The sequence below is a fragment of the Pollutimonas bauzanensis genome, assembly GCF_900129885.1.
Taxonomy (GTDB): domain Bacteria; phylum Pseudomonadota; class Gammaproteobacteria; order Burkholderiales; family Burkholderiaceae_B; genus Pollutimonas; species Pollutimonas bauzanensis.
In genome coordinates this window covers 46,998-64,496 of sequence record NZ_FQXE01000018.1, presented here as the reverse complement: position 1 = coordinate 64,496, position 17,499 = coordinate 46,998, and the positions used below count along the sequence as shown (strand labels likewise).

The window sequence follows — 17,499 nt, the reverse complement described above, 5'->3', positions numbered from 1 at the left end:
GCCATGTCGTCCAAGCTTGTTATTGACAGCCTGATGAAGCACTACCCGAACGTATCGCGGCCCGCGATCAACAAGGTCAGCATCACGATCGAAGCAGGCGAGATCCTGGCTCTGCTGGGCCCTTCGGGCTGCGGAAAAACGACCACGCTTCGGTCGGTGGCGGGACTGGAACAGCCTACCGGCGGGACGATCAGTATTGACGGCATCGTCGTCAATGACCCGGCAAATGGAATATTTGTTCAGCCTCAGCGTAGAAACCTCGGCATGGTATTTCAGTCCTATGCGGTCTGGCCGCATATGACTGTCCGTGAGAATGTGGCTTATCCATTGCTGGCCCGCAAGGCCTCGGCCAAGGAAATCCGCAGCAAAGTGGACGAGGCCCTGGAACTGGTTGGCCTGTCGGACTACATCGACCGCCCCGTCGTGGCGTTGAGCGGCGGCCAGATGCAGCGGGTGGCGCTGGCCAGGAGCCTTTCATACAAGCCGCGGCTCCTCCTGCTGGATGAACCTTTGTCCAATCTCGATGCGAAGCTGAGAATAAGGCTGCGCGACGATCTCAGAAAGATAATCAAAGAGGCCGGGGTCACGGCTTTGTACGTGACCCATGACCAGGCCGAGGCGGTAGTCCTGGGCGACCGCATCGGTGTAATGAGGGATGGGGAACTGCTTCAAATAGATACGCCGCTTGGGCTCTATAACAACCCGGCCAACTCGTTCATTGCCAACTTTACCGGCGCGGAAGCGGTCCTGAACGGCGTCATCGAGCCTGTAGGAGGCCGGGGCGTGTTGCGGCTGGTCGGCAGCGACGAACAAATCAAATTGATTGACGACGAGCAATTGATCAAGGCCAGGAACGTAAAAATATCGATACGCCCGGAGAACGTATCTATCAATTCGGTGACCGAAGGCGGCCACGCTGTGGCCTTTGTCGGAAATATAGTGGACCGCCAATACCAGGGGACGCAGACACTGTATTCCGTCGACTTGTACGGTCAGAGGATGGACATCCTGGAACTGGGCACCTCGCCGCGCTTCCAGAGCGGCGAGGCCGTGAAGGTCAATTTCCCTATAGACAATTGCTCTGTATTCATCAACTAGGAGACCAAGGAAAAATGAAAATCACCGACATAAAGACGATACCCATTCAAATGCCGCTGCCTAAAACGTTCAAAGGCAGCCACTATTTCATGACTCATCGATGCACCATCATCACACGGATTTACACCGATGAAGGGATAATCGGTGAATGCTATAACGGCGACGAATTCGAGACCCAGGCAGAGGTCATAAAAATAATTCACGACGAAATCAAGCCCAAGGTTCTCGGCATGGATATCTTTTCCATAGAGAAAATATGGGAAGCCATGCTCAGCCCCACCTATAACATTCTAAGAGACAGGAAGCTTGCCACGAACGCTCAGGCATGTATTGACAGCGCGGTGCTCGACGCGTGGGGCAAGAGCCTGAATCAGCCTTTGTTCAAGCTATGGGGAGGCTATAAAACAGAACTGCCCGTCGTGGCCATTGCGGGGTATTACGAGGAAGGAAAAAAGCTGGCTGATTTTGGAACCGAGATGGAAAACCTGCGCGCGGCGGGGCTGGGCGGATGCAAGTTTAAAGTCGGCGGGCGTAGCCCGGAAGAGGATGCTGAAAGAGTGAGAGTGGCTCGTTCCGCGGTGGGCGACGACTTCATTTTGACGGTCGACGCCAACCAGGGGTTTACGCAACGCGATGCCATCAAGTTCGGGACGCTGGTGCAGAATTGCAATATCCGCTGGTTTGAAGAGCCATGCCGCTGGTACAACGACCGGTCTTCCATGGCGCTGGTCAGGAATATCACTGGCATCCCTGTGGCGGCCGGTCAAAGCGAATATCACCGCGGCGGCTGCCGCGACCTGTTCATGGATAAGGCAGTGGACGTTTGCAATTTCGATGCAAGCTGGAGCGGTGGCCCGACGGAATGGCGGCGGGTGGCGGCCATGGCCATGGCGTTCGAAGTTGAAATGGGGCATCACGAAGAGCCGCAGGTCTCCGCGCATTTATTGGCGTCGATCCCGCATGGCACCATGATGGAAGTCTTCCACCCCGACCGTGACCCCCTGTTCTACAGCTTGGTGGAGAACCGCAATCCGTTTGTCAACGGCATCTACCAAGTGCCGACCGGGCCTGGCTGGGGTCTGAAGCTGGATGAAACAGTCATAGAGAAATTCCGAGTCGACTGACAGACGCCACCCGATCAACTTCTAGCTACCTTATCAATATGAAAATTCAAAAGATTGTCGCCCATCCAATTTCCTATGAATTGGATACGGAATTCTGGATGTCCCGCGAGCCATATCGCACGGCGTCGTCCATTATCGTCCAAGTGTTCACAGATGACGGGATCGTCGGGCTGGGCCAGATCCATGGCCGTCCCATGAAGGAAATAATCGAGATCATCGGCTTGATTGAAGGGATGATCGCCGGCATGGACGCGATGGCCAACGAGGCCGTCTGGCAGAAGGTGTTTGCATTGACGACATCCCGGGCCGGAACCGAGCTGGATAAAGATAAAGGCCAGCCTCATTTCGGAGCGGGGAAGCGGCCGCAAATTCTCGCCGCCCTGGCGGGTATAGACATTGCGCTATGGGACATCAAAGGCAAGGCGTTGAACATACCTGTATGGCGCCTTTTGGGAGGCGAGTCCAACCAGACCTATGCCTATGCCAGCGGCGGCTATTACGAAAAAGGGCAGTCGCCATTGAAAGTAATCGATGAAATGGCTTCTTACGTGGAAATGGGCTATACCGCGGTGAAGATGAAGTGCGGCGGCACTGACCTGAAAGGGGACATTGAACGTATTTCGGGAGTGCGCAAAGCCATAGGCCCGGGCACGAAACTGATGATAGACGCCAATCTCGGCTATTCGCTGGACGAGGCGACGCGGGCCATCGAAGCGTTTGAGGAATTCGACATCTTCTGGTTCGAAGAGCCGCTATATTGGTATGACAGCATCCGGGCTCTGGGGAAGCTGGCTAATCGCACCAGGGTGGCTATCGCAGGGGGGGAGAGCCAGATGACTGCTTGGGAAGCCCGCGATCTGGTCGACCTTGGCGGCATTCGATACATGCAATTCGACGCCACCCGATTCGGCGGTTTGACCGAACTGATCCGGGTGGCTCATTATTGCGCGGCGCATGACATTCAGTTCGTGCCTCATCACGATCCGCAAATTCACGGCCACGTGGTGTGCGCCTTTTCCAATGGTTTTGGTGTGGAAACATTCCCCAACAAGAAGCGTGATCCGCTATGGGACACCTTGTTCTCGGTCAGACCCGAAATCAAGGACAGCACTCTGCATCTGAACGACAGGCCCGGCCTCGGGTTTGAAGTGGACTGGAAGGAGGCGAAGAAGCACGCTGCATAGAGGCATGGGCAGGCGGCGCATGGCGCAATTCCCCCCCGGTTCGGCTTTCGGCCGCCCGCGCCGAATTGCGCCGCGCCTGCCTGGAACGCCTTATGCAAATTCAGCGGGAGGCCTGACGGGCCGGGCGCCGGCATCCACGATCTCGATGAACTGGTCGACGCCGCGCAGCCCGAAGTTGACATAGGCGCGCTGAAGCGCCACATACTTGCGGTCGGCCTCCGTCCTGTCCCCGCGGCTCATCGCCAGGTTGAGGTGGCCCAGGTGGGCGGCCGCGTGCGCGACCTCGGCAACCGCCAGCACATAGGCCGATTGCTCGGCGGTCATGTCGCCCACTTCTTCGGCCAATTTGGCAAGGGCCTTGAACCAGCGCTTCGAGCCCAGGTCCGTATCCAGCTCGCCCTCCCGGAATTTGCGGAAATCCTTGATGGCCGCCTCGATGGATGGCCGGGTCCGCCGGTGCGCAACCCAGTTGTAGCCTTCCACCAAATTGATCGCTTCTTCAAGCAGGCCGTAAAGTCCTTCCAGCTTGGTTTCATCACTGACCTCGAAAAGAGTCTTCGTCATCGTTGTCCTCTCAGATTGAATGTTTCGGTTGCGTCTTCATTCGCCTTTGACGGCGGATATTCACAATGCTTCAAACAAGTATTGCGCGGCATGGTTTCATGGTTTTCCTCCTGCGATTCCAGCTGCGGCATGCACAGGGCTAGGCGCCGGGCGCCCCCGGCCTGGCGGAGTGGGCTATCCCTTCCAGCTCCACCAGCAGATCCTCCCGGCAGACGTCGCCGATGGCGTAGACGATGGGAATCCCACCCAGCCGTTGTTCGCAAATGGCGCGGACGGCGGGGTAGTCCTCGAGATGCTTGACATAGGCGCGCACCAGGCCCAATCCCCGCAGGCCGGTGCCGAATCCGGGCAGGCCATGTCCGGCCAGGTTCTCTTCGCCGATCAGGGCGGCGATGTTCTCGAGCGTTTCTCCGGTCTGTCTGGCCGCGTCGCCCAAGTGCTGCGTTTCCGATGCGGTGATGGAAGCGGTCCCGGAAATATAGATGGTCGCCTGATCGCCATGGACCACCGCCATCGCGCGCGAGAATTTCGGAGACTGGGGGCTGTAATGTTGCCCATAATCAAAGGCAGCGACCTGGCGCGGGTTCTCCAGCGGCACAGCCAGGACATCGCTGCGGTCCGTCATCAGCGCAAGGACCGACAGGCGGACATCGTCGCCCGCCATCCCGATGCCCGTCGACGCCGGATAGACCGTCCGCCCGGCGGGCCCGGGAACGCGGCCGGCCAGAAAGTCGATGTGCCGAAAGCAGTCCGTGCGGGCCCGGTTGAGTTCCTTGTAGCGCTGGGTGCCGGGTGCGCCGCCCGCATCATCGGCGACAATGCCGCCCATATAGAACCAGGTCCGCAGGATCTGGTCCATGCTCGCCCCGACACTGGCCAGGAGGCGCTTGGTCTGCCTCATGGCCTGCACGCTGCGATCATAGGCGCTGCCGGTATGCCAGTGGCCCCGCGCCGCGGAATGGCCTGTCTGGACCCAGGCCACGCCGTCGTAGCGGACGACGGTGACTTGGGGGCTGTGGTATTCGACCGTGGCATCGCCCGCCACTCCCGTTGCTTCCAGCGCCACGAGGCTGCGCTCGTCGCACGGCGCCTGGTCGATGTAGCTCGTGGCGGGCATCTTGCCCGCGCCATAGAGCTCGCGCAGAAGCAGGTCCACTTGCCTGGCCTGCCCCGGGTCGCGAAAGAACACGGCCAGGCTGGTGATCTTCCCGCCCTGGGCCGAGAAGGCATCGGCGATCTGCGCGACGGCGCCGGCCAGTTGCGCCTGGCAGGTGCCGCCCAGATGGGGAGACACCGCGGCGTAGAGATGCCGCGGCGCGTTGACATCGGCGCTGTCGCCGGCCTTGGCATTGACGTTCGCCTCGGCGCCCGCATTGGTGTCGGCGACCGGATGGGCGGCTCCTTGATGCTGCATACTTCCCTCCTTGAATTTCCGTCCGGCCAGTGTAAGTTGGGGCTGTCGGCAAAGGAGCATGCTGGCCGCGAATTGGGACGATCAGGCATGAATTTGGAATGTTCAAACATGGGCAAAATGGCGTCGTTTCCGTATCCTTGAGGCAGATCAAGATTGCGGCCAAGCCGGAAGGCCGCAGCGGCCGTCGGGCGATGTGCCGCGATGCCTGCCGCCCGCAAGCACGCCGGGCACGGCAGGCGCGCCGGGCGCCGGCCTGGCATAAGCTATTGACCAAGCAATATTTGGCGATGCGATATTAGGTTGATACATTCGATCGCATGGAAACCACTTTCTCTTGCGATCAACTCGTCAATTGGCTGCTGGGCAGCTTGCGCCTGGAAACCACCGTGTTCCATGCCGGCCGCTACTGCGGCGCCTGGCAGGCATCGACGGCCGGCAGGCTGCTGGGCAGTTTCCATCTGGTTCTCGACGGCCAGTGCTGGCTGCACCGGCCCGGGCACGCATCCATCCCGCTGATGCCGCGGGATAGCGTCCTGTTCCTGCGCGATGTGCCCCATCGGCTCAACGCCGAGCCGGGCTCCAGAATCCACCACGCTCCCGCGGCCATGCTGCCGCTCGAGGCGCGCGTGCCCGGCGGCGGCACCGGCCTTGCCTGCGGCTTCTTCGAGTTTCGCGGAGCCATGAGCCACCTGCTGATTGACAGCCTTCCCGAAGCCATCCTGGTTCGCGCCGACGATACGGACAGCGGGCACCTGGCCACTGTCTTTGAATTGATCCGCGCCGAGGCGGGCGGCGACCCGGAACAACCCTCACCGCTGCTGGCCCGCCTGGTGGAAGTTCTGCTCTTCTATGCGATCCGGCGGGCGGTATCGAGGGACATGCGCAGCCTGGCGGGCATATGGAGCCTGACGCGCACCACCAAAATGGCCGGCCTGCTGGCCGACGTGCTGTCCGCCCCGGGCCGCGACTGGACGGTCGAACAAATGGCGACCCGCGTGCATATGTCGCGAAGCAATTTCTGCCGCCATTTCGGCGATCTCACCGGACAATCGCCGGCCGCCTTCCTGGCGACGCTGCGCATGCGTATCGCCGCGCAGCGCCTGGAGTCGGGCGACAGCATCGAACGCGCCGCCGACTACGTGGGCTACCGGTCCAGCGCGGCGTTCAGCCGCGCTTTCAAGAAGATTACCGGCGAGCAGCCCGGCGCGTGGCGGCGCGGCAACCGGCCGGGCGGGCTGGGGACCGTGCTGCAATAGCCCGGCGCGGCGGCAACGGCGGCGCGTTCATGACGGGGCGGGCCATGGCGCCGCGGCTGGCGGCCTATGCGGAGCCTTCGCCGCGCGTCCATAGACGATAGCCGGTCCGGGCGAAGGCATCGAGCGCATAGCCCAGCAGGCCGATCACCACGATCGTTGCTGTCAACTCATCGTAGGCCAGGCGGTCGCGCGTATCGAGAATGAAATAGCCCAGGCCCGACGATACGCCCAGCATTTCGGCGGGCACCAGCACGATCCAGACAATGCCTATGGCCAGCCGGAAGCCGGTGAGCACATGCGTGACCACGCCGGGCAGCACGATCTGCCAGACGATTTCCCGGCGTGTCGCGCTCAGGCTCTCGGCCAGGCGCAGCCAGTCGACGTCCAGCGCCGCCACCCCCGCTGCCGTGTTGAGCAGGATAGGCCAGATGGCGGCGAAGACCAGCAGGAAGACCACCGGCGCGTCGCCGATACCCAGCGCCATCACGGCCAGCGGCATCCACGACAGCGGCGAGATCATGCGCAGCAACTGGAACAAGGGAGTCACCGCGGCCCGAAAGGTGGGAGACAGCCCCAGCGCCAGCCCGGCCGGAACGCCGGCCGACACCGCCAGTACAATTCCCAGGCCGACCCGTTTCAGGCTGGCCAGCGCGTGCGGCCACAATTCGCCGGCTGCCAGCAGCGACAGCAGCGCCCTGCCGCTGGCAGCCGGCGAAAACGCCCTGGCGATCGGCGTGCGCGCCTCCAGGGCGGCCACGCCCAGGGCCCAAAGCGCCAGCGCCGCCAGAATCCCCGCCAATGGCAGCAGCGCGCCGCGCCAGGCCGCGCGCTTGCGCGTCATCAGCCCAGCACCTCGCTGCGGGTCCATCCGCCGCGCACCCCGAAGGCCTCCAGGCCGCCGACGTCCTCGATGGCGCGGCGCACGTAGCGGTCATCGACGAGATCCCGGGCCGCGAAGGCGGGGTCCAGTTCCTGCAGGAACTCGGCGTTGCCTTCGACGCGGGTCAGGCGCAGCGAACGCACGAGTTCCTCGGTATAGCTTGGAAACGGATAGGGCTGGAAGTCGATGCGCCGCTGCCCCCAGTCTTTGTGCCGGACGACTCCCGAGGCTTCATAGTTCCGATAGTCGGCCGAGGACAGTACCTTGTCGAGCACCTGCAGGTTGTGCGGCGTGTATTTGCCTGGCGCATCGCGCGCCAGCAATTGCGCCGTCTCTGACTCGTTGCCGCGGATCCAGAGCTGCGCTTTCACCGCCGCGTTGGTCACGCGCTGGACCCATTCGGGACGCTGCGCGATGTCCTGCTCGGCCAGCGTCAGAACGCAGCATGCATGGTCCTTCCACACATCGCCGGTGAAGCGCAGCACCTTGCCCACCCCCAGCGACTCGGCGGCGGCGTTGAAGGGGTCGGCCACGATGAAGCCGGCAATGCCCTTGTTCGCCGCCGCGGACACCATCTCGGCCGGCGGCAGCACGATCAGGTTGACCTCATTGTCCTTGAGCCCGCCGTCCCGGGGCCGGCTGACCGGCTCGAGGCTGTTCTCGCGCAGCAGGCGCTGCAGCACGACATTGTGGACCGAGTACCAGAACGGGATGGCAACCACTTTGCCGCCCAGGTCGCTCACCGCATCGATATCGGGACGCACTGTCAGCGCCGAGCCGCTCATATGGTTCCAGGCGACGACCTTGGCCGGGAACTTCGATCCATAGCGCAGCCAGAGCGTGGCGGGCGACAGCATGTGGATCACATTGACCTGGCCCGCGATGAAGGCCTCCACAAGCTGGGCCCAGGAGCGGAACAGCCGCGGCGGTTCGGTGCGCAGCCCTTCGGCCTCGTAGAGTTTGCGGCCATGCGCGACCAGCAGCGTGGCCGCATCGGTGATGGGCAGATAGCCGATGCGCACCGGCTGGTCATCGCCCTTGAAGGACTGGGCGCGCGCATCGCGCATCTTCAGCAATGGCGCCATGGCCGCGGCAGCCGACAGGGCGCCCAGGCGCAGCACGTCGCGGCGCGTCAGGTGGCAGTTGCACGCGCTGCTGGCGCAAATATGGGTGGGTCGATCAGGAACGGACATGCGATGACTCCTTTCGTGGGGGTTGCCAGTGTCAGGCGTGCAGCGACTGCAGCGCGGTAAGAATTTCGAAATGCAGCTCGGCGGCGGCGCGGGCGCGGCCTTCCCGCGGCCGCTCGATGGCGACCGGCCATTCCTGCACAATGCGCGCAGGCCCATCGGCCTCGCATCCCATCAGCAGGATGCGGTCGGCCACGACGATGGCCTCGTCGATGTCATGCGTCACCAGCAGCACTGCCGCCTGCCAGCGGTGCACCAGCGCGATCAGCAGGCGCTGCATCTGCGCGCGCGTGATGGCGTCCAGGGCCGCGAAGGGTTCATCGGCGAACAGCAGCGCCGGCTGCCGTACCAGCGCGCGCGCCAGCGCCACCCGCTGGGCCTGCCCGCCCGAGAGCTGCGCGGGATAGCTGCGGGCGCGGTCGGCCAGGCCGACCGCCTCGAGCGCATCGGCGACGCGCCGCTGGCGCACGCCGGCATCGAGCCGCGGCTGGCGCTTGAAATCCAGTCCGAACGCCACATTGGAGCGGGTATCGCGCCATGGCAGCAGACTGGCATGCTGGAAGATCAGCGCCGCGCGCGGATGCGGACGCGTCAGCGGCGCGCCGAGAAAACGCACTTCGCCGGCCTGCGGCGCGGCCAGGCCGGACAGTCCGCGCAGCAGTGTGGATTTGCCGCAGCCGCTGCCGCCCAGCAAGGCGACGATTTCCCCGGGGCGCACCTGCAAAGACAGGTCGCTGAACACCGGCGCCTGGCCGGGGTAGGCGAAACGCAGGCCCTGGGCCTGCAGCGTGAGGACGCCAGGCCCGGAATGGGGCGGGACGGCATTCATGCCGGTCCCGGCGAGTGCGCTGGAGGGAGATCGGCAACGCCGCGGTTCATGACTGGCGCTCCAGCGAGCCAATGGCGTAGGGCTGCAACTCCGGATTGAGCTCGGTGCGCGCCAGATTGTTGGCGAAATTGCATAGTGTCGCCAGGCTCACTCCGAGCACGACTTCGAGCGCCTGGCGCTGGGAATAGCCCGCATCGAGAAAGTGCCGCAGTGCCTCGTCGGACACCGCTCCGCGCGCGGCGATCACCTGCCCGGTGAAGCCGGCCAGCGCCTGCAGCCTGGCGTCGGACAGCGGCCGGCCATGCTGCAGCGCCAGGGTATCCTCGCGGCTGAAGACCTTGCCCTTGACGGCGGCCGCGGTGTGGCCGGCCACGCAGAACCCGCAGCCATGGATGCGCGCGGCCGTCAGTTGCACCACCTCGCGTTCGGCGAGGCTCAGGCTGTTGCGGCCATTGGTCGCGCCAACGCCCAGATAGGTTTCAAGGGCCTGCGGGGATCCCGCCAGAACGCCGATCAGGTTGGGGACGAAGCCGTTATTGGCCTTGACCTGCTCGAGCAGCGGACGGCTGGCTTCGGGGGCGGATTCCGCCGCGAAAACGGGAAGACGTGACATGGGGGCCTGGAATGCAATGGATAGGATGGAAAACCCATATGCATTGTTGATGAAACCGCTGCCAGCTTCCATGCCCGCATGTCCCAAATTCGCACCCGTTCGTCTCAAGAAACATGAAATCGCGGGCGGCGGTAGCCGCACGCCCTATTGTTGAAGTCCGTGCTTTCTTTCATGCTGAGGTCCGTAACAAAACGCGTCTGGGCGCTTCCGGCATAGTTCTTGCTGATCGGCATTTTCTAGGCTTGCAAATATATGGAGAGGCGTTTTCAGGGGCTTGCGGCGAACCCGACTACAAACATAAAGGACTTGCCGGTCTAACGCATGGTGTATCTCCTTACCGCCTTTCTGGCGTCCTTGGCCTTGACGCTCATACTGGTGCGCTACAAATATTTACATAGCCGCCATTGCGCCGATGGCGGTTTGGCGGAGGCCCGGAAATGCTGCGCGCGCCCTGTGCCGCGCATGGGCGGGGTGGCGCTGGTATTGGCGGTGCTGGCGAGCAGCGCGCCCTTGGCGTATCGCGAGCCGCAGGTGCTGGCGCCATTGCTGTTGATATGGCTATGCTCCCTGCCCGCCTTCATGGGCGGCCTGGCCGCGGACGTGAGCAGAAGGGCATCGGTCCGGCTGCGCTTCCTGTTTGTCGGAATATCCGGCGTATTGGCCTACTGCGTGCTGGATGCGCAGGTGATCCGCATGAATGTGCTGGGCGCCGACTGGCTGCTGCAGTACGCGGCGATATCATTCATTGCGACGCTCATCGTCATTGGCGGCGCGGCCAATGCGATCAATATCATCGACGGCTACAACGGGCTGGCGGCCGTGGTATCGGCCTTGATCTTCGCGGGCTTCGCCTATGTGGCTTATTGCGTGGGCGACCGCCTGCTGCTGGTGATGTCGGCGTGCATGATAGGCGCGATTTGCGGGTTCCTGGTCTGGAATTATCCCAGCGGGCTGATTTTCCTGGGCGCTGGCGGCGCCTATTTTATTGGCTACATGATAGGCGTGGTGGCCATCTTGCTGTTGGGGCGCCACGCCAATGTTTCGGCCTGGTTTCCCTTGCTGCTCTGTTTTTATCCGGTGTTCGAAACGCTGTTTTCCATCTACCGCAAGGTTTTCCTGCGGCGCATGTCGCCGGCCCTGCCCGACCGCGTCCACCTGCACATGCTGATCTACCGGCGTGTCGTGCGCTGGGCGGAGGCGGGCCCGGGCAAACGGCGCCGCAAGATCCAGCGCAATGCCATGACTTCCCCCTTCCTGTGGGCGTTTTCGTCCCTGGCCGGGCTGGCCGCGCTGCTGTTCTGGCAGAACGAGCCTGTGCTGATCGGCTTTACGGCCTTGTTTGTCGTGGCGTATATGGTGCTGTACCGGGTGCTGGTGCGTTTCCGGGTGCCTAGGTGGATGGTGGTGAGAAAAAGGGAGGGGTAATGGCTTGCAGTATTTCGCGCGCCGTCTGCGTGGCGGGGTTGCTGTCGTCGCGCCGCTGCGCGCAATAAAGATCGATGGCCGCGGTGGCGCCGGCGTCTTTCAGCGGCCGGTAGCAGACGCCGGCGGGCCGCAAGTGCGCCGCGGATTCAGGCACCAGCGCGATGCCGGCTCCCGCCTCGATCAGCGCCAGCAGCGTGGGCATGACGCTTTCATGAACGATATCGGGCTGTATCTGGAAATGGGCGAACAGGCTTTGCGTTTTTTCCCGGAAATACAGCGCGGTCTCGGCGCTGTACCCCACGAACGGCAGGCCATGCAATTGCCGCGGGGCGATGCTTTCCTGCCTGGCCAGCGGATGGCAATTCTGCATGGCCACGCACATGTTTTCCTGGCTCACCCTGCTGAAAATCAAGGACGCATGGTTGGCGGCGGCCGGCCTGCGCAACAGGGCGAGGTCGATCTTTTCCTCGGCCAGGAGGATGATCAGGTTGGCCGACAAGTCTTCCTTCAGTGTGAGCGCGATGTCGGGCCGGCGGGTGTGATAGCCGGCCAGCAGCTTGGGCAGAAACTGGTAGGCCGCGGTGCTGGTGAAGCCTATGGTCAGGCTGCCGGATTCGCCGCTGGCCGTGCGGCGCACGGCCAGCACCGCCAATTGCCCGTCGGTGGCCAGTTGCTTGGCCTTCTTGAGCAGCATCGCCCCCGCGGGCGTCAGCTTGACCGACCGCGTGCTGCGCACGAACAGCTGGGCGCCTATTTCTTCCTCGAAGCGGCGGATCTGCTGGCTGAGCGGCGGCTGGCTCATGTGCAGGCGCTTGGCGGCATTGCCGAAATGTAATTCTTCGGCGACGACGATGAATGCTTCAATGGAGCGTGAATGGAGAATCATTGCATTGGGTCTTTCAGTGTCTTAATTATGGGTTTAATTAATATTAGACATCTTAATAAGCGCGAACTAAGCTTGTCCATCTTTTGAGCGAGGTCCAGCCTCGCTCATTCGCATTCACTCTTTCTACAGGAATCGAAGCCATGTTCACGTTCCCATCGAGACTTCGTTTTGCCGTGGCCGCGTGCGGCGGCGCCGCTATGCTGCTGGCATCCGCCGGCGCGCTCGCGCAAGCCGCGCCGTATCCCGCCAGGCCGATCAGCCTGGTGGTGCCTTTCGGCCCGGGCAGCGTCACTGATCTGCTGGCGCGCATTGCGGCAAAGGGGCTGGCGGATTCCCTGGGCCAGCCGGTGGTCGTCCAGAACAAGCCCGGCGCCGGCGGCAATATCGGCGCGGCGGCCGTGGCCGACGCGGCGCCCGACGGCTACACGCTGCTGCTGGGCCCCACCAGCACGAACGCGGTGAATCCCAGCCTGTACAAGGACTTGAAATTCCAGCCCTTGCGCGATTTCGCGCCCATTACCAATGTGGCCACGGTCGCCAATGTGCTGGTGGTGAATCCGCAAGTGCCCGCCAAGACGGTTGGCGAACTGATAAGCTTGCTGCCGGGCCGACAGTACAGCTACGCCTCCACGGGCAATGGCGGCAGCATGCATTTGTCGGGCGAGCTCTTCAAGTCGCTGACCAATACGCAAATGCTGCATGTTCCGTACAAGGGCGGCGGGGCGGCGCTCGCCGACTTGCTGCCGGGCCGCGTCGAGGCGATGTTCTGCAACGTGCCGCTATGCCTGTCGCATATCGAATCCGGCAAGCTGCGCGCGCTGGCGGTCACCTCGGCCCAGCGCTCGGCTTTGCTGCCCCAGGTGCCGACCATGGCCGAAGCCGGCTTGCCGGGCTACGAGGTCAACGGCTGGTTCGGCTTGTTCGCGCCGGCGAAGGTCGACCCCGCCATTGTCGAGAAATTGAATGCCGAAGTGCAGAAGATATTGAACCAGCCCGAGGTCAAGCAGCAGCTGTTGGCCCTGGGCGCGGAGCCGGCCGGCGGTTCGGTCCGGGACTTCACCCAGTTCGTCCAGGCCGAGCATGACAAATGGGCCAAAGTCATCAAAGATGCGGGGATAAGCCTGGAATGAAAAGCGGCAAGAAACCGTTGAACCAGCTCGGCGTGGTCGAAGCCGCCGGGGCGATCGAGCGGCGCGAGATCACCAGCGTCGCCCTGGTCCAGGCATGCCTGGACCGGATTGCGGAGCGCAACCCGCAGGTCCAGGCCTTTGTCGCCTATGACGCCGCCAAGGCCCTGGCGGCCGCCCGCAAGATCGATGCGGATTCGGGCCAGCATGTGCTGCGGGGGATACCTTTCGCGGTCAAGGATATTATCGACACTTCGGACTATCCCACGGAGTACGGCTCGAAGATCTACCGGAACTTCCAGCCGGCGCTGGACGCCGCCTGCGTGGTGGTCGCCAAGAACCGCGGCGCCGTGGTGCTGGGCAAGGTCGCGACCGGAGAGTTCGCCACCCAGACCCCCAGCCAGGCCAGGAACCCTTTGCAGCTGGAACATACCCCCGGCGGATCTTCCAGCGGCTCCGCCGCGGCCGTGGCGGACTTCATGGCGCCGGTCGCCTTCGCCACGCAGACCACCGGTTCTATCGTCCGCCCGGCGGTGTATTGCGGGGTCGTGGGGTATAAGCCCAGCTTCGATATGATAGCCACGGCCGGCATGAAGGCGCTGAGTCCGTCGCAGGACACGATAGGCGTGATCGCCCGCAGCGTTGAGGACGCCGCATTTTTCACCCTGGGCCTGCATGGCGCCAGGACGGTCGGCAGCGCGGTGTTCAAGCCGCGCATCGCCCTGTGCCTGTCGCGCCAGTGGGACTACGTCAAGCCGGAAACGCTGCAGGCGCTCGAGCGCCTGGTTCAGCGCCTGGAACAGGCCGGCTGCGCCATGAGCCGGATCTGGCTGCCGCAGGAACTGGAGCCGCTGATTGCGATCCAGCCGCGCCTGTTCATGTACGAGGCGCGGCAGACCCTGGCCAATGAGCGCCTGCTGCACGCCAGGCATTTGAGCCCGCGCCTGCACACCCGCCTGCAGCAAGGCGAGAGCGTGGACTTCGATGAATATGTGTCCATGCGCCAGCAGGTGCGCGAAGCCCATTGGCGCAGCCAGGACATGTTTCAGGACGTCGACGCGATCTTGTACCCCGCCGCCGCGGGCGAGGCCGAGGCCGGCCTGTCGTCCGCCGGCGACCCGCGTTTTGGCGCCTTGTGGTCGCTGCTGCACCTGCCTTCGGTGTCCTTTCCTATCTCCCTGGGTCCGCAGGGCCTCCCGCTGGGGGCCCAGCTGATAGGCGCATTCGCCCAGGATACGCGCTTGCTGGCGGTGGCCAGGGCGGTCACGCAAGCCATAGATCCGCTGCGCGCCGCCCCGGCCTGATCGAAAACCGGCGTGCCGGAAGCCCGGGCCTTGCCGCCTGGCTCTGGCGCTATCAATACAAACCATGAACGCCGCGCGCCCATGCGCGGGCGGCGACCTTGGCAGCTTCATGGTGGTTATTTCAAAAAAAATCCGAATGTTTCATAATTTGCACGTCATTGACGTGACATATTTATCTATCGGAGAACATCATGACGATTCGGAACGTATCGCTGTTGCCGCTGGACGTATGTTGTGCGGAGCAAGTCTGGCACGGCCTGGAGAGATGCCTGCGCTGCGGCGTGAAAAGGCGCTGCGCCATGCTGCTGGCGGGGGCGTCGTGCCTGGCGTGGGCCGGAGCGGCATCGGCTGACGCGGTCGCGCCGCCGGATGGCGTGGAATGGATTTACAACGAGGCGCAATGGGGTCCCCCCGATGCGCCTTTTGTTTTTTCGGGGACCGGGCTGTATACGGCGGGCACCTTCGAATCGGGCCGGCAGGTGCTGATCGGCGACAGCCTGGCCAGCATTCACGTGCAGGCCGGCGCCAGCCTGCATTTGAGCGGCGCGATTTCCAGCCAGGGCGCGGCGGCGTCCGGGCTGGAGAAGCTGGGCGCCGGCACCCTGGCGCTGTCCGGCCGGAATAGCTACCGCGGCAACACCATGCTGCGCGAGGGCACGCTGCGGGTAATGGGCGAGGACGCCCTGGGCAGCAAGCTCAATTCCCTGCTGGTGGACCAGGGCAGCGTGGTGGATTATGCGCCGGGCGCCGCCATCTTCAATCAGATGCACTTGCGGGGCGACAATAGCGCCGATGGCGCCCCGGGGGATGCGCCCGAGCCGGCGTCGCGGGAACTGGCCGACAGCGTGCAATGGCGGGTGGACAGCGGCGTGGCGATCCAGGCGGGCAACGTCATCGGTTCGGTGCCCGTCGTGAAGCAGGGCGGGGGGACACTGCGCCTTGCCGGCATTGCCGGTTCGCCTTTTTTTGTCACGGTCAACCAGGGGGCGCTGGCAGTCGACTGGCATCTCGCCGGCGCTGTGCGGGTCAATCGGGCTGCGCGCCTGGAAGGCGGCGGCACGGTGCGGTCGGCCACGATAATGGACGGCGGCGTGCTGTCGCCCGGCAATGGCGCGGGCGATACCGCTGTCTTCACGGTGACGGAAAAACTGGAATTCCAGCCCGGGGCGATTTTCGAGGTGGACGCCACGGCCCTGGGGCAGGCGGATTTCGTGCAGGTCGCCGGCAAGGCCCTGCTCGACGGGCACGTCGCGACGCGGGCCGGCGCCGGGGATTGGCGGCCGAGCACGCGCTATACCTTGCTCTACGCCCTTGACGGCTTCGACGGTACGCGCTTCGCGTCGGCCGCCACCGATTTGCCCTTCCTGACGCCGACCTTGAGCTATGGCGAGCAGGCCGTGTATATAAGCCTGGACCGCAACGGCACGCCGCTGGACGAAGTGGCCGAGACGCCGACTGAAGACGGGGTGGCCGATGCGGTGGAGGACAACGGCAACCCCGGCGTGCGCGACGAGATCGTGGCGATGGACCCGGAGCAGGCCAGGGAAGCCTTCAGGCAATTGTCCGGCAACTGGGCGGCGTCGCTGCGTTCCGGCATGCTGGAGGACAGCCGGTTCCTGCGCGAGGCGGTGATGCGCAATGTGGGCCGGGCCGGCGGCGCGCCGGCGGGCGAACTGTCCGCGCATTCCCATCCGGATGCCGGGAGGCAGGGGCCGCGCTTCTGGAGCCAGGCCTTTCATTCGTCGGCCGACCGCGCCGCCGATGGCGGCACGCCGGCCGACCGGCGCGACATCGGCGGACTGGCGCTGGGTATCGAGCGGCCGATCGGCGCCGACTGGTGGGCGGGCGGATTCTTCGGCGCGCAGCGCAGCCACCAGTGGCGGCGCCAGGCCATGGCCGGCGCCCGGATCGACAGCGTGCATGCCGGCCTGAGCCTGGCCGGGCGCTGGCGCGACGTGGACCTGGCGGTGGGCCTGGCGCGCGCCTGGCACAACATTCGAAGCCATAGGGAAATAGGCGTAGCGGGGCTGTACGATGCCTTGTCGGCGGATTATCGGGGGCGCACCCTGCAGGCGTTCGGCGAGATCGCAGCGCCGCTGCGCTGGCTGGGCAAGGCGCTGGCGCCCAGGGGCGCTTTGGCCTCGAGCATGGCGGCCTCGAGCATGGCGCCAACGATAAGCCCGTTCGCCCGATTGGCATGGGTGCGTACCGGCACGGACGGGTTCGTGGAGAAGGGCGCCGCGGCTGCGCTGAAGGTAGCGCCGGAAAGCCAGGCGGCATGGTTCGCCACGCTCGGGCTGCGGGCCGCGCACACCATTGCAACGTCCACGGGCGTCGCCCAGGTGCGGGGCGAGCTGGCGTGGCGCCATGCCAGCGGCGATATCCGCGCGTTCAGCCGGCAACGCTTCCGGGACGGCGCCAGGCAAACCCTGTTCGAGTCCGAAGGCCTGGGGCTGGCGCGCCGGGCCTGGTCGCTGCAATTGGGCATGCGCGCCAGCCTGGGCAGGAATGCCAGCCTGGGCATGGGCTACGCGGGCCAGTTCGCGGCCGGCAGGCGCGATCACGGGTTCAGGATGGCCACGGCATGGGCGTTCTGATCGCGCTT

Annotated in this window: 15 protein-coding genes; 8 read left to right on the top strand and 7 right to left on the bottom strand. The window is 64.2% G+C overall.

The window, feature by feature from the left end; translation table 11 throughout:
* Positions 1 to 3: 3 nt before the first annotated feature.
* The 3 genes from BUB23_RS23200 (at position 4) to BUB23_RS23190 (ending at position 3,406) form a co-directional block, all read left to right on the top strand.
* Positions 4 to 1,098 (top strand): ABC transporter ATP-binding protein, encoded by a 1,095-nt coding sequence (locus tag BUB23_RS23200; protein ID WP_073108717.1) that lies wholly within the window; start codon positions 4 to 6, stop codon positions 1,096 to 1,098.
* Positions 1,099 to 1,112: 14 nt separating this feature from the next.
* The gene (locus BUB23_RS23195; RefSeq protein ID WP_073108714.1) at positions 1,113 to 2,222 is read left to right on the top strand and encodes a mandelate racemase/muconate lactonizing enzyme family protein; all 1,110 of its coding nucleotides are present in this window, start codon (positions 1,113 to 1,115) and stop codon (positions 2,220 to 2,222) included.
* A gap of 98 nt (positions 2,223 to 2,320) precedes the next feature.
* Positions 2,321 to 3,406: a mandelate racemase/muconate lactonizing enzyme family protein gene (locus tag BUB23_RS23190; RefSeq protein WP_178372388.1), complete on the top strand. Its 1,086-nt coding sequence runs from the start codon at positions 2,321 to 2,323 to the stop codon at positions 3,404 to 3,406.
* A gap of 90 nt (positions 3,407 to 3,496) precedes the next feature.
* Here the strand turns inward: BUB23_RS23190 and BUB23_RS23185 are convergent, their stop codons facing one another.
* Together BUB23_RS23185 and BUB23_RS23180 are read right to left on the bottom strand one after the other, a co-directional pair.
* Positions 3,497 to 3,970: a CoA biosynthesis protein CoaBC gene (locus BUB23_RS23185; RefSeq protein WP_073108710.1), complete on the bottom strand. Its 474-nt coding sequence runs from the start codon at positions 3,968 to 3,970 to the stop codon at positions 3,497 to 3,499.
* Between the two features lie 139 nt (positions 3,971 to 4,109).
* On the bottom strand, positions 4,110 to 5,384 hold the full coding sequence (locus BUB23_RS23180; RefSeq protein ID WP_084136216.1) for a RidA family protein: 1,275 nt from the start codon (positions 5,382 to 5,384) through the stop codon (positions 4,110 to 4,112).
* A gap of 317 nt (positions 5,385 to 5,701) precedes the next feature.
* Here BUB23_RS23180 and BUB23_RS23170 point away from each other — a divergent pair, with 317 nt between their 5' ends.
* Entirely contained in the window at positions 5,702 to 6,640 is a 939-nt protein-coding gene (locus tag BUB23_RS23170) for an AraC family transcriptional regulator (RefSeq protein ID WP_073108705.1), read from the top strand.
* Positions 6,641 to 6,704: 64 nt separating this feature from the next.
* On the opposite strand, the gene BUB23_RS23165 is transcribed toward BUB23_RS23170, so the two are convergent.
* Genes BUB23_RS23165 through BUB23_RS23150 form a run of 4 tightly spaced genes read right to left on the bottom strand, consistent with a single transcriptional unit; the run spans position 6,705 to position 10,152 of the window.
* Entirely contained in the window at positions 6,705 to 7,481 is a 777-nt protein-coding gene (locus BUB23_RS23165) for an ABC transporter permease (protein WP_073108703.1), read from the bottom strand.
* A complete protein-coding gene (locus tag BUB23_RS23160) occupies positions 7,481 to 8,713 on the bottom strand; it encodes an ABC transporter substrate-binding protein (protein WP_073108699.1) in 1,233 nt (410 codons plus the stop codon). Before BUB23_RS23160 ends, BUB23_RS23165 begins: the two co-directional genes overlap by 1 nt.
* Positions 8,714 to 8,744: 31 nt before the next feature.
* Positions 8,745 to 9,539: an ABC transporter ATP-binding protein gene (locus BUB23_RS23155; protein WP_073108694.1), complete on the bottom strand. Its 795-nt coding sequence runs from the start codon at positions 9,537 to 9,539 to the stop codon at positions 8,745 to 8,747.
* 46 nt (positions 9,540 to 9,585) lie between these two features.
* Complete coding sequence (locus tag BUB23_RS23150; RefSeq protein WP_073108854.1) at positions 9,586 to 10,152, bottom strand: carboxymuconolactone decarboxylase family protein; 567 nt, start codon at positions 10,150 to 10,152, stop codon at positions 9,586 to 9,588.
* A 321-nt stretch (positions 10,153 to 10,473) separates the two neighbouring features.
* Between BUB23_RS23150 and BUB23_RS23145 the strand changes: the two genes are divergently transcribed.
* Positions 10,474 to 11,577, top strand: coding sequence for a glycosyltransferase family 4 protein (locus BUB23_RS23145; RefSeq protein WP_073108690.1), 1,104 nt, complete (start codon positions 10,474 to 10,476; stop codon positions 11,575 to 11,577).
* On the opposite strand, the gene BUB23_RS23140 is transcribed toward BUB23_RS23145, so the two are convergent.
* Positions 11,543 to 12,463, bottom strand: a complete 921-nt coding sequence (locus tag BUB23_RS23140) for a LysR family transcriptional regulator (RefSeq protein WP_073108685.1) — start codon at positions 12,461 to 12,463, stop codon at positions 11,543 to 11,545. The genes BUB23_RS23145 and BUB23_RS23140 overlap by 35 nt on opposite strands.
* Positions 12,464 to 12,603: 140 nt before the next feature.
* On the opposite strand from BUB23_RS23140, the gene BUB23_RS23135 reads away from it, so the two are divergent.
* The 3 genes from BUB23_RS23135 (at position 12,604) to BUB23_RS23125 (ending at position 17,491) form a co-directional block, all read left to right on the top strand.
* Positions 12,604 to 13,593, top strand: coding sequence for a tripartite tricarboxylate transporter substrate binding protein (locus tag BUB23_RS23135; RefSeq protein ID WP_073108679.1), 990 nt, complete (start codon positions 12,604 to 12,606; stop codon positions 13,591 to 13,593).
* Positions 13,590 to 14,894, top strand: coding sequence for an amidase (locus BUB23_RS23130; protein ID WP_073108674.1), 1,305 nt, complete (start codon positions 13,590 to 13,592; stop codon positions 14,892 to 14,894). Before BUB23_RS23135 ends, BUB23_RS23130 begins: the two co-directional genes overlap by 4 nt.
* 191 nt (positions 14,895 to 15,085) lie before the next feature.
* The gene (locus BUB23_RS23125) at positions 15,086 to 17,491 is read left to right on the top strand and encodes an autotransporter outer membrane beta-barrel domain-containing protein (protein WP_073108669.1); all 2,406 of its coding nucleotides are present in this window, start codon (positions 15,086 to 15,088) and stop codon (positions 17,489 to 17,491) included.
* Positions 17,492 to 17,499 lie beyond the last annotated feature (8 nt).

What these genes read in the sequence shown, in the direction of transcription:
- BUB23_RS23145 (WP_073108690.1), top strand. Translation starts at nt 10,474, where the DNA reads ATGGTGTATCTCCTTACCGCCTTTCTGGCGTCCTTGGCCTTGACGCTC.
- BUB23_RS23155 (WP_073108694.1), bottom strand. Translation starts at nt 9,539, where the DNA reads ATGAATGCCGTCCCGCCCCATTCCGGGCCTGGCGTCCTCACGCTGCAG.
- BUB23_RS23160 (WP_073108699.1), bottom strand. Translation starts at nt 8,713, where the DNA reads ATGTCCGTTCCTGATCGACCCACCCATATTTGCGCCAGCAGCGCGTGC.
- BUB23_RS23150 (WP_073108854.1), bottom strand. Translation starts at nt 10,152, where the DNA reads ATGTCACGTCTTCCCGTTTTCGCGGCGGAATCCGCCCCCGAAGCCAGC.
- BUB23_RS23135 (WP_073108679.1), top strand. Translation starts at nt 12,604, where the DNA reads ATGTTCACGTTCCCATCGAGACTTCGTTTTGCCGTGGCCGCGTGCGGC.
- BUB23_RS23200 (WP_073108717.1), top strand. Translation starts at nt 4, where the DNA reads ATGTCGTCCAAGCTTGTTATTGACAGCCTGATGAAGCACTACCCGAAC.
- BUB23_RS23130 (WP_073108674.1), top strand. Translation starts at nt 13,590, where the DNA reads ATGAAAAGCGGCAAGAAACCGTTGAACCAGCTCGGCGTGGTCGAAGCC.
- BUB23_RS23140 (WP_073108685.1), bottom strand. Translation starts at nt 12,463, where the DNA reads ATGATTCTCCATTCACGCTCCATTGAAGCATTCATCGTCGTCGCCGAA.
- BUB23_RS23165 (WP_073108703.1), bottom strand. Translation starts at nt 7,481, where the DNA reads ATGACGCGCAAGCGCGCGGCCTGGCGCGGCGCGCTGCTGCCATTGGCG.
- BUB23_RS23170 (WP_073108705.1), top strand. Translation starts at nt 5,702, where the DNA reads ATGGAAACCACTTTCTCTTGCGATCAACTCGTCAATTGGCTGCTGGGC.
- BUB23_RS23185 (WP_073108710.1), bottom strand. Translation starts at nt 3,970, where the DNA reads ATGACGAAGACTCTTTTCGAGGTCAGTGATGAAACCAAGCTGGAAGGA.
- BUB23_RS23125 (WP_073108669.1), top strand. Translation starts at nt 15,086, where the DNA reads ATGACGATTCGGAACGTATCGCTGTTGCCGCTGGACGTATGTTGTGCG.
- BUB23_RS23195 (WP_073108714.1), top strand. Translation starts at nt 1,113, where the DNA reads ATGAAAATCACCGACATAAAGACGATACCCATTCAAATGCCGCTGCCT.
- BUB23_RS23180 (WP_084136216.1), bottom strand. Translation starts at nt 5,384, where the DNA reads ATGCAGCATCAAGGAGCCGCCCATCCGGTCGCCGACACCAATGCGGGC.
- BUB23_RS23190 (WP_178372388.1), top strand. Translation starts at nt 2,321, where the DNA reads ATGTCCCGCGAGCCATATCGCACGGCGTCGTCCATTATCGTCCAAGTG.